Raw genomic sequence first — 15,112 nt, 5'->3', positions numbered from 1 at the left:
TCCGAAAGATCGATACTCATCATGGCTGCGGATATGGCATCGATGTCGCGACTCATATTGGATCGATGCGTCAAATCGGCTTCGGTTCGTCGCCTTTTGGCTTGCATCTGTTTTTGACTTGCGCTGGGCCCGGGGGGTCGCAACACAGCGGGCGGGGAGAAGTTTATGACCGAAATCACGACACCGGCTGCACGCGGACGCGAATTGACGCTCCGCGCGGTCCTGCTCGGCGGCCTGCTGACGCTGATGTTCACCGCGGCGAACGTCTATCTGGGGCTGAAGGTCGGGCTGACCTTCGCGACCTCGATTCCCGCGGCGGTGATTTCGATGGCGCTGCTGCGCTATATGGCCGGGTCGACGATCCTCGAAAATAACATCGTCCAGACGATCGCGAGCGCTGCGGGCACGCTGGCGGCGATCATCTTCGTGCTGCCGGGGCTCGTCATGGTCGGCTATTGGCAGGGTTTCCCGATGATCGAGACCACCGCGATCACGATGCTGGGCGGCATATTGGGCGTGCTTTTTTCGGTGCCGCTGCGCCGTGCGCTCGTCGTCGATTCGGATCTTCCCTATCCCGAAGGCCGCGCCGCTGCCGAAGTGCTGCAAGTCGGCGCGGCGAGCGCCGAGGGCGCCGAAGAAAATCGCGCCGGACTTTCGGCGTTGCTGTGGAACAGCATCGTTGCGGCCGCCTTTACCTTGCTCACCCAGATGAAGCTCGCCGGCGCCGAAGTCGCGCGCTGGTTCGCTGTGGGCAGCGGCGCAACTGGAATTGCGGGCGGCCTCGCTTTTGCGTTGTTCGGCGTCGGACATCTTGTCGGACTGTCGGTCGGCATGGCGCAGCTTGTCGGGATGGTCACCGGCTGGTGGGTGCTGCTGCCGATCCTGACGCAGGGCGGAACGGGCGATGCCGAGACGCTGGCGAACACCGTGTTCCGCGCCGATGTCCGCTTCTTTGGCGCCGGCGTGATCGCGGTCGCCGCGATCTGGACGCTGATCAAAATCGCCGGACCGGTCATCGGCGGCATCCGCTCGGCGATGGCGGCGAGCCGCGCTCGGCAGGGCGGCGCCACACTTGCCATCGAAGAACAGGATATGTCGATCAACTGGGTCTTCGGCGGATCGCTGGCGCTGATGCTGCCGATCGGCTGGCTGCTTTGGACCGTGCTGGCGGGCGGACCGCTTGCGGGATCGTCGATGATCCTGATCGCGGGCGCGATCCTGTTCATCATCGTCGTCGGGCTGATGATCGCGTCGGTCACCGGCTATATGGCGGGCCTGATCGGCGCGTCGAACTCGCCGGTGTCGGGGATCGGGATTCTTGCGATCATTGCCTCGTCGCTGCTGCTGCTCGGACTCCTTGGCCGTGGGGGCGGAGAGGAAGAAATCGCCGCGATGGTCGCCTATGCGCTGATCGTGACCGGCCTCGTGTTCGGCATCGCGACGATTTCGAACGACAATCTTCAGGACCTGAAGACTGGCCAGCTCGTCGGCGCGACGCCGTGGAAGCAGCAGGTCGCGCTGATCATCGGCGTGATCTTCGGCTCGATCATCGTTCCGCCAGTTTTGAACGTGCTCAACGAAACCCTCGGTTTCGTCGGTGCGCCGGGGGCAGGGCCGAATGCGCTCGCCGCACCGCAGGCGGGACTGATCTCGTCGCTCGCGCAGGGCGTGCTTGGCGGCGACCTCAACTGGACGATGCTGGGTTATGGCGCGCTTGCCGGCGTCGGCTTCATCATCGTCGATGCGATGCTTGGGCGTGCGGGCAAGCTTCGGCTTCCGCCGCTGGCGATCGGCATCGGCGTCTATCTGCCGATGGCGGTGATCCTGCCCGTGGTCATCGGCGCGGTCGGCGGCTGGTTCTATGACCGCTGGGCGGCGAAGCGCCCGAACGCGGGCTTCGCGCACCGGATGGGTGTGCTCACCGCGACGGGAATGATTGTCGGCGAAAGCCTGTTCGGCGTCGTCTACGCAGGCGTTGTCGCGGGGAGCGGCAGCGATGCCCCGCTGGCGGTCCTCGGCGACGGATATGCGCCCTACGCGCCATGGGTCGGGCTCATCCTGTTCGTAGGGCTCGTCTGGCTCAGCTACAAGCGGACCCGCCGCATGGTCGTCGAAACGCCCTGACTTGCCCTTCGGCGCTTGCGCGGCTAAAGGCGCGCACCTGATAGCTGTGCCCGGCGGGCGCCGCTTTGCTCTTTCCATCCTTGAACTGTGCCCCCAATCTTAGAAGGCTTGCGCGATGAAAATCACCGGCGTTGAAATCCGTCCCGGCAATATTATCGAATTTGAAAAGGGGATCTGGAAGGTCACCAAGATCCAGCACACCCAGCCGGGCAAGGGCGGCGCCTATATGCAGGTCGAAGCCAAGAATCTGATCGACGGCCGCAAGCTGAACAACCGCTTTCGCAGCGCCGACACGGTCGAAAAGGTCCGCCTCGACACCAAGGATTTCCAGTTCCTCTATGCCGAGGGCAACGACCTGGTGTTCATGGACAAGGACACCTACGAGCAGATCACGATCGCCAAGGACGTCGTCGGCGAAGCGCATGAGTTTTTGCAGGACGGCATGGACGTTGTGCTCGAGCTTTGGGAAGAGCGCCCGATTTCGGTCGAACTGCCCGAAACGATCGAGGCCTTGATTGTCGAGGCTGACGCCGTGGTGAAGGGGCAGACCGCATCGTCGTCGTACAAGCCCGCGATCCTCGACAATGGCGTTCGCGTGATGGTGCCGCCGCATATCACCAGCGGGACCCGCATCGTCGTGCATGTGTACGACCGCGAATATGTCCGCCGCGCCGACTGATGGCACAGATCGTCACCGACGCGCGGAGCTTTCGGGCCGACCGCGCGTGGGGGGCGCGCGATCTCGCCGAGATCGAAGGCGCCAGCGTCCGTCTGCATTGGACGGACCAGCCTTATAAATGGCATGTCAACGATGGCGCTGAACTCTTCTGTGTCATCGCCGGGATGGTCGACATGCATTATCGAGAGGCGGGCGAGGAGCATGTTGTGCGCCTCGACGCCGGCGACATGTTCGTGGCCGAGGTCGGCGACGAACATGTGGCGCATCCAGTGGGCGAGGCCCGCATTTTGGTCGTAGAACGTAAGGGATCCGTATAGTGGCCGTATCTGGCATCATCACCGTCATGGAACGCGCCGCCCGCAAGGCGGGAACGAAGCTGCGCCGCGACTTCGGCGAGATCGAGCATCTGCAGGTTTCGCAGAAGGGCCCCGCGGACTTTGTGTCGAAAGCCGATCAGGCGGCCGAGCGCACGCTGTACGACGAACTCGGCCGCGACCGTCCGGGCTGGGGCTTTGTGCTCGAAGAAGGCGGGATCATCGAAGGCGACCCGGGCAAGCCGCGCTTCATCATCGATCCGCTCGACGGAACCTCGAACTTCCTTCACGCCATTCCGCATTTCGCGATTTCGATCGCGGTGCAGGAACCGAAGCCGGGCGGCGGCTGGGGCGACGTGACGGCGGCGCTGATCTATCAGCCGGTCACCGACGAAAGCTATTGGGCCGAACGCGGCCGCGGCGCGTGGTTGCACGACCGGCGCCTGCGCGTCGCATCGCGCCGCCACCTCAACGAATGCCTCGTTTCGACGGGCATCCCCTACATGGGCCATGGCAATATGGCGCAGTGGAGCCGCATTTTCGGCGCTGTTGCACCCGAAGTCGCCGGCATTCGCCGCTTCGGCGCCGCCAGCCTCGATCTCGCATGGGTCGCGGCGGGCCGTTACGACGGGTTCTGGGAAAGCGACCTTCAGGTCTGGGACGTTGCTGCGGGCATGTTGCTCGTGCGCGAAGCCGGGGGTTTCGTCAGCGATTTCCGCGGCGGCGACCGCGCGATCGAACGCAGCGAGTTTATTGCGGGCAGCGCCGCGGTCCATTCGAAGCTGCAGAAACTGATCGCGGGGGCACTCCGCAACGCCTGATTTCCAGTCCGCCATCCCGGCGAAGGCCGGGATGGTGAAGCTATGCGTTCAATCTACTTCTCGAAGACATACTCGCGGAAGCTGTCCATCAGCGATGCCCAGGTGTTGAACGTCTCGCCGACATTCTCGCGCGGGATGCCCGCGAAATCGAGGTCGACGTCCATTTCCAGCACCGGGTCACCCTCGTCGTCCTTATAGGCGCGGGCGAAGCGCTTGTCCTTGTTCCACTTGTTGAGCTTGTCGAGCGAGACGCCCTTGGCATCGCTGAAACCCATATAATATTGCAGCGTCTTGCATTTCTTGCCCTCGTCGCAGTTCATGAAGAGGACGAGGAATTTCAGGCCGCCCCGACTGCTTTCGATATAGGGATCGTCGCCCGGCTTGGCGACGATCGTCGCCGGCCAGCCCTGCGACTCGACGATCGCCTGGATCGTTGCGGGATTCGCCGCGTTGATCAATTCGGCATGCGCCGGTGTAGCCGAGAAAAACGTGGCGGCTCCCAAGGCCAGCGCGGCGCGAAGGGTGATTGGTCCCATGAAAACTCCTCAAATCGAAACGACGCCAAAAAGCGCAGCGAAACGACCCACTTTTATCGGCGTATCACAGGGATAGGGCCTGTCACCAGCGCCGTTTATGCTTTTGGTCACGCGGGTTACGAAATTCCTGCCCGCAGAGGTTGCGAGGCGCGGCGCGCTGGCCTAAAGCGCCCGCAACAAGGGTGCTCAGACACCCCAATAGATGAACAACAGAACTGCGAGCTCCCATGGTCGATCTGACGCAATATTTGCCGATTCTGATCTTTCTGGTCGTCGCCATCGGCCTGTCTTCCGCCTTCGTGTTTCTACCGATGGGGGTTGCGCGGCTGACCGGGGCGCACAAGCCCGATCCGGCGAAGCTGACCGAATATGAATGCGGCTTCCCGGCGTTCGAGGATGCGCGCAGCCAGTTCGACGTTCGCTTCTATCTCGTCGCCATCCTCTTCATCATCTTCGACCTCGAAGCGGCGTTCCTCTTTCCATGGGCGGTCAGCCTGAAAGAAATCGGCTGGGCGGGTTGGGCCACGATGATGATTTTCCTCGCCGAACTGACGCTCGGCCTAGTGTATGCATGGAAGAAAGGGGCGTTGGACTGGGAATGAGCAGCTCGATCATCCTGCCGCCCGGCCAGATGCCGGTTGCCCCGGGGACGAACCCCGACATGTCGTTTTTCGACGACCTCAACAGCGAGGTCGGCGACAAGGGATTTCTCGTCACCTCGACCGAGGATCTGTTCAACTGGGCGCGTACTGGTTCGCTCTGGTGGATGACCTTTGGCCTCGCATGCTGCGCGGTCGAGATGATCCACGTCAACATGCCGCGTTATGACATGGAGCGGTTCGGGGCCGCGCCGCGCGCATCGCCGCGTCAGTCGGACGTGATGATCGTCGCGGGCACGCTGTGCAATAAGATGGCCCCGGCGCTGCGCCGCGTTTACGACCAGATGTCGAACCCGAAATATGTCATCTCGATGGGCAGCTGCGCCAATGGCGGCGGCTATTATCATTATAGCTATTCGGTGGTGCGCGGCTGCGACCGTATCGTGCCCGTGGACATCTATGTTCCCGGCTGCCCGCCGACGGCTGAGGCCTTGCTCTATGGCGTGATGCAGCTGCAGCGGAAAATCCGCCGCACCGGGACGATCGAACGCTGATGGCCCATGCTGCTCCTCTCGTAGCGCCGCAGCCGGCGCTGGCTGCCGCGCTCACCAAGCTGCTCGGCACCGATCTGCTGGTGCATGTCTTCACCGTCGATGAAGACAGCATCACGGTCGACCGCGAAGCCGTCGCCGGGGTGATGATCGCGCTGCGCGACAATCTCGAATATCAGCAACTGATGGAGATCGCGGGGGTCGATTATCCCGATCGCGCCGAGCGGTTCGAGGTGGTCTATCATCTGCTCAGCGTCACCAAGAACCATCGCCTGCGCGTCCGTGTGTCGACCGATGAGGCGACGCCGGTGCCGACGATCGTTCCCGTCTGGCCGAACGCGGGCTGGCTCGAGCGCGAAGTGTTCGACATGTATGGCGTGCTGTTCAGCGGCAACACCGACCTGCGCCGCATCCTGACCGACTATGGTTTTCAGGGGCATCCGCAGCGCAAGGACTTCCCGCTGACCGGCTACACCGAGCTGCGCTATTCCGAAGAGGACAAGCGCGTCGTGTACGAGCCGGTGAAGCTGGCGCAGGATTTCCGCAATTTCGACTTCCTCAGCCCATGGGAAGGCGCCGACTATGTGCTGCCGGGCGATGAAAAGGCTGGTGGCACGGGCGAAGCGCCGGGTAAGGGCGCGCCGACGCCGATGACGGCAAAGGAAGTGAAGGCGTCCGACGACAAGGCCAAGGCTTCGCCGCCGCCCACTCCGAAGACGACCGACAGCCCGACGCAGACCGGTGCGGGTGCCAAGGTCAATAAGGCCGCTTCGAAGACGAGCCGCGACGGCGCAAAATCCAAAGTTGCGACGAAGGAGGCGAAAACGCCCGCGACCACCAAGGCCGAAAAGGCACCGCCGAAGCCGCGCGCGCCGCGCAAGCCCAAAGCAGGAGGTGACGCATGACCGACTCTCCGCATGTCAATCACTATGGCGGCGACCTGTTCGAGGGCTATCCGGTCGATACTGCGAACACCGCGGGCGATCAGGCGGTCACCAACTACACGATCAACTTCGGTCCGCAGCATCCGGCGGCGCACGGCGTGTTGCGTCTGGTGCTCGAACTCGACGGCGAGATCATCGAGCGCGTCGATCCGCACGTCGGGCTGCTTCACCGCGGTACCGAAAAGCTGATCGAATATAAGACCTATTTGCAGGCTTTGCCCTATTTTGATCGGCTCGACTATTGTTCGCCGCTCGCGATGGAGCACTCGTACGTGCTCGCGATAGAGAAGCTGCTCGACCTCGAAGTCCCGGCGCGCGCGCAATATCTGCGCGTGCTGTTCGCCGAGCTGACGCGCATCTGCAACCATATGCTCAACATCGGGTCGCACGTCATGGACGTCGGCGCGATGACCCCCAACCTGTGGGTGTTCGAGCTGCGCGAGGATTGCCTGAACTTCTTTGAGCGCGCGTCGGGCGCGCGGATGCACTCGGCCTATTTCCGTCCGGGCGGCGTCCATCAGGATGTTCCCGAAAAGCTGCTCGTCGACATCGGCGAGTGGGTCGAAACGCGCCTGCCGAAGCTGTTCGGCGATGCGATGAGCCTGGTTATCGATAACCGCATCTTCAAACAGCGCAACGTCGACATCGCGACGGTGAGCAAGGAAGACGCGCTGGCGTGGGGTTTCTCGGGCCCGATGATCCGCGGCAGCGGCATCGCATGGGATTTGCGCAAGTCGCAGCCCTATGACGCCTATGCGGCGATGGAATTCGACATTCCCGTCGGCACGCGCGGCGATTGCTACGACCGCTTCATGGTGCGCGTCGAGGAAGTCTATCAGTCGGCAAAGATCATCAAACAGTGCCTGCGCGATATGCCGACGGGCCCGATCGCCAGCCTCGACCGCAAGGTCGTGCCGCCGAAGCGCGGCGAGATGAAGCAGTCGATGGAATCGCTGATCCATCACTTCAAGCTCTACACCGAGGGCTTCCACGTCCCTGCGGGCGAAGTTTACGTGGCGACCGAAAGCCCCAAGGGCGAATTCGGCGTCTATCTGGTCAGCGACGGCACCAACAAGCCGTACCGCTGCAAGATCCGCCCGACGGCGTTTTCGCATTTGCAGGCGATGGACATGATGTCGAAAGGCCACATGCTCGCGGATACGACTGCGATCATCGGCGCGATCGACGTGGTGTTCGGGGAGTGTGACCGGTGACCAAGCTGGAAATCGCCGAAACGATGATCGCGCATTACAACGCGCAAGACGCCGATGCCTATGTCGCGTTGATGACCGACGATGCGGCCGAAGCCGGCTATCGCGGCGCAGTCGTCCGCGATGGCAAGGAAGGCGTGCGTGCGGGATTGAAGGCGATGTTCGCCGAATTCCCGCAGAACCGCGCCGAGATCCTGTCGGGTTATGCGCTCGGCGACTTCGCCGTCCTGCACGAAAAGGTCGCGCGTTCGCCGGACGCCGAACCGTTCGAGGTTATGACCATCTATAGTTTTGAAGGCGACCAAGTGTCGCGTGTGGAGTTTGTCCGCTAATGGCCGACGCACCCCAAATCCCCGACGAAGCCGAAACCCGCGCACGCTGGGGCGCTTTCGCATGGACGGCGGAAAACGCCGAAAAGGCGAAGGCGGTCATCGCGCGCTATCCCGCGGGGCGGCAGCGTTCGGCGGTGATGCCGCTGCTCGACCTCGCGCAGCGGCAGGTCGGCGCCGAGACGCAGACGCAGGGCTGGCTGCCCGTGCCGGTGATCGAATATGTCGCCGCCCAGCTCGATATGCCGTTCATGCGCGCCTATGAGGTCGCGACCTTTTACACGATGTATAATCTCGTCCCCGTCGGCCGCTATCATGTGCAGGTGTGCGGCACGACGCCGTGCCTGCTGCGCGGGTCGGACGATGTGATGGCGGCGTGCAAGAACCGCGGCATGGTGAAGGGCAAGACGACGCCCGACGGCCTGTTCACGCTGACCGAGGTCGAGTGCATGGGCACCTGCACCAACGCGCCGATGGTCCAGATCAACGACGATAATTATGAAGACCTCGATTACGACAGCACCGTCCGCATCCTCGAAGCGCTTGCGGCGGGTGAGCAGCCGAAGGCGGGGACGCAGCTTGCGAACCGCCACACGAGCGAGCCCGACGGCGGACCGACGACGCTGAAGGAAATGGTATCTTCGAACCACGACTATCGGAAGGAATGGTAAGCCATGCTGGCCGATAAGGATCGCATTTTCACCAATCTCTACGGCTTCCAGCCGTGGAATTTGAAGTCTGCGCAGGCGCGCGGTGACTGGGATAATACCAAGGATCTGATGAAGCGCGGCCAGGACGCGATCATCGAAGAGATCAAGGCGTCGGGCCTGCGCGGCCGCGGCGGCGCGGGCTTTCCGACCGGCCTCAAATGGTCGTTCATGCCGAAGGAGCCGCGCGCCGACCGCCCGAGCTTCCTCGTCATCAACGCCGACGAATCCGAGCCGGGGTCGTGCAAGGACCGCGAAATTATCCGGCATGATCCGCACAAGCTGATCGAAGGCGCGCTGATCGCGGGGTTCGCGATGCGCGCGCGCGCCGCTTACATCTATATCCGCGGCGAATTCATCCGCGAGGCCGAGACATTGTTTGCGGCCGTGCAGGAGGCGTATGATGCCGGCCTGCTCGGCAAGAACGCCGCCAAGTCGGGTTACGACTTCGACGTCTTTGTCCACCGCGGCGCCGGCGCGTACATCTGCGGCGAAGAAACCGCGATGATCGAAAGCCTGGAAGGCAAAAAGGGCCAGCCGCGCCTGAAACCGCCGTTCCCGGCGGGTGCGGGGCTTTACGGCTGCCCGACGACGGTCAACAATGTCGAGAGCATTGCGGTCGTCCCGACGATCCTGCGCCGCGGCGCGCCGTGGTTCGCAAGCTTCGGGCGTGAGAATAACAAGGGCACCAAGCTCTTCCAGATTTCGGGCCATGTCGAGCGCCCGTGCGTCGTCGAGGAAGAGATGGGCATCACCTTCCGCGAACTGATCGACAAGCATTGCGGCGGCATTCGCGGCGGCTGGGACAATCTGCTTGCGGTGATCCCCGGTGGCTCGTCGGTCCCGCTCGTCCCTGCGGTCGAGATCATGGACGCGCCGATGGATTTCGACGGGCTGAAGGCCGTCGGATCGGGCCTCGGCACGGCCGCCGCCATCGTGATGGACAAGTCGACCGACGTCGTCCAGGCGATCAGCCGCATCAGCTATTTCTACAAGCATGAAAGCTGCGGCCAGTGCACACCGTGCCGCGAGGGCACCGGCTGGATGTGGCGCGTGATGGAGCGCCTGCGCACCGGCGATGCCGACATCAGCGAAATCGACACGCTGTACGACGTGACCAAGCAGGTCGAAGGCCACACCATCTGCGCGCTCGGCGATGCGGCGGCCTGGCCGATCCAGGGCCTGATCAAACATTTCCGCCCCGAAATCGAACGCCGCATTCGCGAGAATGGCGGCGCGCTGGAGGCAGCCGAATAATGCCTAAAGTAACCGTAGATGGCGTAGAAATCGACGTTCCGCAGGGCGCGACCGTTCTGCAGGCGTGCGAGATGGCGGGGAAGGAAATTCCGCGCTTCTGCTACCATGAACGTCTGTCGATCGCCGGCAATTGCCGCATGTGCCTTGTCGAAGTCGCACCCGGCCCGCCGAAACCGCAGGCGTCGTGCGCGCTGCCGACCGCCGAGGGGCAGGTGATCAAGACCGACAGCCCGATGGTGAAGAAGGCGCGCGAAGGGGTGATGGAGTTTCTGCTCATCAACCACCCGCTCGACTGCCCGATTTGCGATCAGGGCGGCGAGTGCGATTTGCAGGATCAGTCTGTCGCTTACGGCCGCGGCGCGACGCGCTATGACGAGAATAAGCGCGCGGTCACCGAGAAATATATGGGGCCCATCGTCAAGACGGTGATGACGCGCTGCATACAGTGCACGCGCTGCGTCCGCTTTGCCGAGGAAGTCGCGGGCGTCGAAGATATCGGCGCGATCGGGCGCGGCGAGAACATGCAGATCACCAGCTACCTCGAACATGCGGTCGCGAGCGAGCTTTCGGGCAATATCGTCGACCTGTGCCCGGTCGGCGCGCTGACCAGCAAGCCCTATGCGTTCGAAGCGCGGCCGTGGGAGCTGACCAAGACGCTCGGCATCGATATGATGGACGCGGTCGGCACCAATGTCCGCATCGACAGCCGTGGGCGTCAGGTGCTGCGCGTGTTGCCGCGGATCAACGACGATGTGAATGAGGAATGGGCGAGCGACAAGACGCGCCACCATGTCGACGGCCTCGTCCGCCGCCGCCTCGACCGACCTTATGTCCGCAAGGGCGGCCAGATGGTCGAAGCGACGTGGGCCGAAGCCTTTGAGGCGATCAGGGCGGTGAACGCCGGGTCGTCGGTCGCCGCAATCGCGGGCGACCTGTCCGATTGCGAGACGATGTTCGCGGCGAAATCGCTGGTCAATGCGCTCGGCGGTACGCTGCTCGAGGGGCGTCAGACCGGGCTCGACTATGATGTCACCAGCCTGTCGGCGGTGAATTTCAACACTGGCATCGCCGAGGCAGAGAACGCCGACGTGATCCTGCTCGTCGGAACGAACCTGCGCTGGGAAGCGCCGCTGATCAACACGCGCGTCCGCAAGGCGGCGTGGAAGAAGGGCGCGAAGGTTTTCGCGATCGGCCCCGAAACCGACCTGACGTACAAGACCGAATGGCTCGGCGACGACGCCTCGCTCGTCGCGAAGCTGCCTGCAGCGGTGCTCGACGCGCTGAAGGGCGCCGAGCGGCCGATGCTGATCTTCGGCGGCGGCGCGCTGTCGGTGCCCGGCGTCCACGGTGCGGGCCTTGCGCTCGCCAAGTCGGTGAACGCGGTCAAGGACGGCTGGAACGGCTATAATGTCGTGCATTTCTCGGCCGCGCGCATGGGGTCGCTGATGCTCGGTTACGGCCTGCCCGGCGGGATCAAGGATGTGATCGCGGCGAAGCCGAAGCTCGCTTTCTTCCTCGGCGCCGACGAGGTCGATTTCGCGGCACTGCCCGATACGTTCAAGGTCTATGTCGGGCATCATGGCGACAAGGGCGCGCATGCCGCCGACGTCATCCTGCCCGCCGCCGCATGGACTGAAAAGGACTTCACCACGGTTAACACCGAGGGCCGCGTTCAGCGCAGCGAAAAGGCGGTGTTCGCACCCGGCGACGCGCGCGAGGATTGGAGCATTTTCCGTGCGCTCGCCGATGCGCTCGGCGTGTCGCTCGGGTTCGACAGCTTTGCGCAGTGCCGCGCGGCGATGATCGTCGCGGTGCCGGCGCTCGGCGTCGAAGGGATTACCGATTACGGCTGGTCGGTACCGAAGCTGCCCGCCAAGCCCGAAGCGCGCGGGATCCCGTCGCCGATCAAGGATTTCTATCTCACCAACGCCATCTGCCGCGCGTCGCCGACGATGCAGCGCTGCTCGGAAGAGCTGGTCCATGGCGCAGACTTTGCGGAGGCCGCGGAATGAACCCGGTGCATGCGATTGCCAGCGTGCTGCTGGTCGGGATGGGCTATTCGGTCTGGCGCGGGTTCAATCCGCGCAAGTCGGAAAAGCCCGGCCCGCATAACGGTTGGCGCAACCAGGACGGGACCCGGAAATGACCGAGACCTTCATCTCCTGGGGCATGGACCCGAATTGGGCGTGGGGCGTCGCGACGATCGTCGGCATCCTGCTCATCGCGCTGCCGCTGATGCTCGCGGTTGCGATGATCATCTATGCCGACCGCAAGATCTGGGCGGCGATCGCGCTGCGCCGCGGTCCGAACGTCGTCGGTCCTTTCGGCCTGCTCCAAAGCTTCGCCGACGGTCTGAAAGTGTTCCTGCAGGAAACGATCATCCCGACCGGCGCCAACCGCGGGCTGTTCCTGATCGCGCCGATCATCACCTTCACCGTCGCGCTGATGGCGTGGGCGGTGATCCCGTTCAATTCGGGCGCGGTGCTCGCCGACATCAATGTGGGGCTGCTCTACATCCTCGCGATTTCGTCGCTCGGTGTGTACGGCGTGATCCTGTCGGGCTGGGCGTCGAACTCGAAATATCCCTTCTTCTCGGCGATGCGCGCCTCGGCGCAGATGATCAGCTATGAAGTCTCGATCGGCTTCATCCTGATCGGCGTCGTGCTCTTTGCCGACAGCTTCAACATGAACGAGATCGTGAAAGCGCAGCAGGGGCACGGGCTCGGCATCGTCAACGCCTTCGGCTTCAATCTGCTGCTCTTCCCGCTCGCGGTGATGTTCCTGATCTCGTCGCTCGCCGAAACTGCGCGCGCGCCGTTCGACCTGACCGAAGCCGAAAGCGAGCTCGTCGCGGGCTATCAGACGGAATATTCGTCGATGGCCTTCGCGCTCTTCTGGCTCGGCGAATATGCCAACGTGCTGTTGATGTGCACGCTCAACGCGGTGCTGTTCTGGGGCGGCTGGTTGCCGCCGCTCAACATCGACCTGATCCCCTGGTTCGACATTCCGGGCTGGGTGTGGCTGTTCGGCAAGATCCTGTTCTTCTTCTTCATCTTCAGCTGGGTGAAGGCGACCGTGCCGCGCTACCGCTATGACCAGCTGATGCGGCTGGGTTGGAAGATATTCCTGCCGATCTCGCTTCTCTGGATCTTCCTGATCTCGGGCTGGCTGATGCTGACGAGGTATGGGGCATGAGCGTAATGCTTCTCGTTCTGGCTGCAGCGCAGACGGTTTCGCCTGCGCCATTGCCCCGTCCTTCCACAGGAACTTTTCTTTGCACCGTTGCGAACGCCAAAGGAGAGCAGTTGAAGTTTTCAGGAAAGCTTGGAAAAAAGAAGAACCCCCAAGGAGAATTCTATCCAGTCGTTAAGATTGAATCGACTGAAACTCCAAATTTTTCTGCATTTTATTCTGCAGAATGGATAAAGACTTATTCGCTATATCTTGTCGGTCAGCCAGAAAAATCGAGCTTTGTATCATTGATATTACATGAACCTGGTTTGGATCGAGGGGAAAGCGGCGTCGTTATTAGGTATAATCCGTACATTGGATCGCCCGCTGCAATCAGATACAGCGGAATATGTGACACCAATTTTTTTTACGGCGCTGGAGAAGAGTTCCAATGAGCACCATCGCCCACCTGATCAAAAGCTTCACGCTTTGGGAATTTGTGAAGGCGCACGCCCTCACGCTGCAATATTTCTTCAAGCCGAAGGCGACGATCAACTATCCGTTCGAGAAGAACCCGCTCAGCCCGCGTTTCCGCGGCGAGCATGCGCTGCGCCGTTATCCGAACGGCGAGGAACGCTGCATCGCGTGCAAGCTGTGCGAAGCGGTGTGCCCGGCGCAGGCGATCACGATCGAGGCTGAACCACGCGAGGACGGCTCGCGCCGCACGACGCGTTACGACATCGACATGACCAAATGCATCTATTGCGGCTTCTGCCAGGAAGCGTGCCCGGTCGATGCGGTGGTCGAGGGGCCGAACTTCGAATTCGCGACCGAAACGCGCGAAGAACTGCTCTATGACAAGGCCAAGCTGCTCGCCAATGGCGACAAATGGGAACGCGCGATCGCGGCGAATCTTGCCGCCGACGCGCCCTATCGGTAAGGGCGCGCGCACATGATCCAACTCTTTGCCTTTTACCTGTTCGCGACCCTCGTCATCGCCTCCGCGGCGATGGTGATTTTCGCGCGCAATCCGGTCCACAGCGTCATGTGGCTGATCCTTGCCTTCTTCAACGCGGCTGGGCTGATGCTGCTCGCGGGCGCCGAGTTCATCGCGATGTTGCTTGTCATCGTCTATGTCGGTGCGGTCGCGGTGCTGTTCCTGTTCGTCGTGATGATGCTCAACATCGATTTCGCCGAGCTGCGCGCGGGTTTCGTCCGCTATCTGCCGCTCGGCGCGCTGGTCGCGATCATCCTCGCCGCCGAACTGATCTTCGCGGTCGGAGCGTGGAGCGCGGGCGGTATCGACCTCGCTGCGCGCGCTGCGCCGGCGGTGACCGACAAGAGCAATATCCAGCAGATCGGCGAGCTGCTCTACACGCGCTATATCTTCCTGTTCGAGGCGGCGGGCATTGTCCTGCTCGTCGCGATGATCGGCGCGATCGTGCTGACGCATCGCCAGCGTGGCGGAGTGCGCACCCAGAATATCTCGCATCAGAACCAGCGCCGCCCGCAGGACGCGACGCGGCTGGTCGATCCGGGCGTAGGGCAGGGGATGGAACTGTGATTTCGGTCGGCCATTATCTCGCCGTTTCGGCGGTGCTCTTCACGCTTGGCGTGCTCGGCATCTTCATCAACCGCAAGAATATCATTGTCATCCTGATGGCGATCGAACTCATTCTGCTGGCGGTGAACATCAACCTCGTCGCGTTCAGCGCCGCGCTGAACGACTTGGTCGGACAGGTGTTCGCGATGTTCGTGTTGACGGTGGCCGCGGGTGAGGCCGCCATCGGCCTCGCCATTCTTGTTATTTATTTCCGCGGGCGCGGCACGATTGCCGTCGACGATGCCAACCGGATGAAGGGATAAGCC

At 62.6% G+C, this 15,112-nt stretch carries 19 protein-coding genes; 18 read left to right on the top strand and 1 reads right to left on the bottom strand.

Features of this window, described 5'->3' with window-relative positions; all coding sequences use genetic code 11:
• Window positions 1-165 precede the first annotated feature (165 nt).
• The 4 genes from AC3A43_RS06085 to AC3A43_RS06070 all read left to right on the top strand — a co-directional run bounded on the left by AC3A43_RS06085 (window position 166) and on the right by AC3A43_RS06070 (window position 3,938).
• Window positions 166-2,124 carry an OPT family oligopeptide transporter gene (locus AC3A43_RS06085; protein WP_487791625.1) on the top strand — a complete coding sequence of 653 codons (1,959 nt, stop codon included), beginning with the start codon at window positions 166-168 and terminating at the stop codon, window positions 2,122-2,124.
• Window positions 2,125-2,239: 115 nt separating this feature from the next.
• Complete coding sequence (gene efp, locus AC3A43_RS06080; protein ID WP_487791624.1) at window positions 2,240-2,803, top strand: elongation factor P; 564 nt, start codon at window positions 2,240-2,242, stop codon at window positions 2,801-2,803.
• Complete coding sequence (locus AC3A43_RS06075; RefSeq protein ID WP_487791623.1) at window positions 2,803-3,120, top strand: cupin domain-containing protein; 318 nt, start codon at window positions 2,803-2,805, stop codon at window positions 3,118-3,120. The genes efp and AC3A43_RS06075 overlap by 1 nt, the downstream gene beginning before the upstream one ends.
• On the top strand, window positions 3,117-3,938 hold the full coding sequence (locus AC3A43_RS06070) for an inositol monophosphatase family protein (RefSeq protein ID WP_487792030.1): 822 nt from the start codon (window positions 3,117-3,119) through the stop codon (window positions 3,936-3,938). The genes AC3A43_RS06075 and AC3A43_RS06070 overlap by 4 nt, the downstream gene beginning before the upstream one ends.
• A 53-nt stretch (window positions 3,939-3,991) precedes the next feature.
• Here the strand turns inward: AC3A43_RS06070 and AC3A43_RS06065 are convergent, their stop codons facing one another.
• Window positions 3,992-4,474: a YbjN domain-containing protein gene (locus AC3A43_RS06065; RefSeq protein ID WP_487791622.1), complete on the bottom strand. Its 483-nt coding sequence runs from the start codon at window positions 4,472-4,474 to the stop codon at window positions 3,992-3,994.
• 227 nt (window positions 4,475-4,701) lie between these two features.
• Between AC3A43_RS06065 and AC3A43_RS06060 the strand changes: the two genes are divergently transcribed.
• From AC3A43_RS06060 to nuoK, 14 genes are read left to right on the top strand one after another with little or no spacing between them, the layout of a single operon-like run.
• Window positions 4,702-5,076, top strand: coding sequence for an NADH-quinone oxidoreductase subunit A (locus AC3A43_RS06060; RefSeq protein ID WP_431560972.1), 375 nt, complete (start codon window positions 4,702-4,704; stop codon window positions 5,074-5,076).
• Window positions 5,073-5,627: a NuoB/complex I 20 kDa subunit family protein gene (locus AC3A43_RS06055; RefSeq protein WP_487791621.1), complete on the top strand. Its 555-nt coding sequence runs from the start codon at window positions 5,073-5,075 to the stop codon at window positions 5,625-5,627. The genes AC3A43_RS06060 and AC3A43_RS06055 overlap by 4 nt, the downstream gene beginning before the upstream one ends.
• On the top strand, window positions 5,627-6,529 hold the full coding sequence (locus AC3A43_RS06050) for an NADH-quinone oxidoreductase subunit C (RefSeq protein ID WP_487791620.1): 903 nt from the start codon (window positions 5,627-5,629) through the stop codon (window positions 6,527-6,529). The genes AC3A43_RS06055 and AC3A43_RS06050 overlap by 1 nt, the downstream gene beginning before the upstream one ends.
• Complete coding sequence (locus AC3A43_RS06045; protein WP_487791619.1) at window positions 6,526-7,782, top strand: NADH-quinone oxidoreductase subunit D; 1,257 nt, start codon at window positions 6,526-6,528, stop codon at window positions 7,780-7,782. Before AC3A43_RS06050 ends, AC3A43_RS06045 begins: the two co-directional genes overlap by 4 nt.
• Window positions 7,779-8,111, top strand: a complete 333-nt coding sequence (locus tag AC3A43_RS06040; RefSeq protein ID WP_487791618.1) for a nuclear transport factor 2 family protein — start codon at window positions 7,779-7,781, stop codon at window positions 8,109-8,111. Before AC3A43_RS06045 ends, AC3A43_RS06040 begins: the two co-directional genes overlap by 4 nt.
• Window positions 8,111-8,779, top strand: coding sequence for a complex I 24 kDa subunit family protein (locus tag AC3A43_RS06035; protein ID WP_487791617.1), 669 nt, complete (start codon window positions 8,111-8,113; stop codon window positions 8,777-8,779). The genes AC3A43_RS06040 and AC3A43_RS06035 overlap by 1 nt, the downstream gene beginning before the upstream one ends.
• Window positions 8,780-8,782: 3 nt before the next feature.
• Window positions 8,783-10,072, top strand: coding sequence for an NADH-quinone oxidoreductase subunit NuoF (nuoF, locus tag AC3A43_RS06030; RefSeq protein ID WP_487791616.1), 1,290 nt, complete (start codon window positions 8,783-8,785; stop codon window positions 10,070-10,072).
• The gene (gene nuoG / locus AC3A43_RS06025; protein ID WP_487791615.1) at window positions 10,072-12,084 is read left to right on the top strand and encodes an NADH-quinone oxidoreductase subunit NuoG; all 2,013 of its coding nucleotides are present in this window, start codon (window positions 10,072-10,074) and stop codon (window positions 12,082-12,084) included. The genes nuoF and nuoG overlap by 1 nt, the downstream gene beginning before the upstream one ends.
• Entirely contained in the window at window positions 12,081-12,218 is a 138-nt protein-coding gene (locus tag AC3A43_RS06020; protein ID WP_156377452.1) for a hypothetical protein, read from the top strand. Before nuoG ends, AC3A43_RS06020 begins: the two co-directional genes overlap by 4 nt.
• Window positions 12,215-13,267 carry an NADH-quinone oxidoreductase subunit NuoH gene (gene nuoH, locus AC3A43_RS06015; protein WP_487791614.1) on the top strand — a complete coding sequence of 351 codons (1,053 nt, stop codon included), beginning with the start codon at window positions 12,215-12,217 and terminating at the stop codon, window positions 13,265-13,267. Before AC3A43_RS06020 ends, nuoH begins: the two co-directional genes overlap by 4 nt.
• On the top strand, window positions 13,264-13,698 hold the full coding sequence (locus tag AC3A43_RS06010; protein ID WP_487791613.1) for a hypothetical protein: 435 nt from the start codon (window positions 13,264-13,266) through the stop codon (window positions 13,696-13,698). Before nuoH ends, AC3A43_RS06010 begins: the two co-directional genes overlap by 4 nt.
• Window positions 13,695-14,183, top strand: coding sequence for an NADH-quinone oxidoreductase subunit NuoI (gene nuoI / locus AC3A43_RS06005; protein WP_487791612.1), 489 nt, complete (start codon window positions 13,695-13,697; stop codon window positions 14,181-14,183). Before AC3A43_RS06010 ends, nuoI begins: the two co-directional genes overlap by 4 nt.
• Window positions 14,184-14,195: 12 nt before the next feature.
• Window positions 14,196-14,807 carry an NADH-quinone oxidoreductase subunit J gene (locus AC3A43_RS06000; RefSeq protein ID WP_487791611.1) on the top strand — a complete coding sequence of 204 codons (612 nt, stop codon included), beginning with the start codon at window positions 14,196-14,198 and terminating at the stop codon, window positions 14,805-14,807.
• Window positions 14,804-15,109 (top strand): NADH-quinone oxidoreductase subunit NuoK, encoded by a 306-nt coding sequence (gene nuoK, locus AC3A43_RS05995; protein ID WP_260583119.1) that lies wholly within the window; start codon window positions 14,804-14,806, stop codon window positions 15,107-15,109. Before AC3A43_RS06000 ends, nuoK begins: the two co-directional genes overlap by 4 nt.
• Window positions 15,110-15,112: the final 3 nt, after the last annotated feature.

This window comes from Sphingopyxis sp. Soil_C_28, assembly GCF_057657055.1.
Note: the sequence above shows the minus strand (reverse complement) of the source record. Positions and strands in the feature narration are given on the sequence as shown.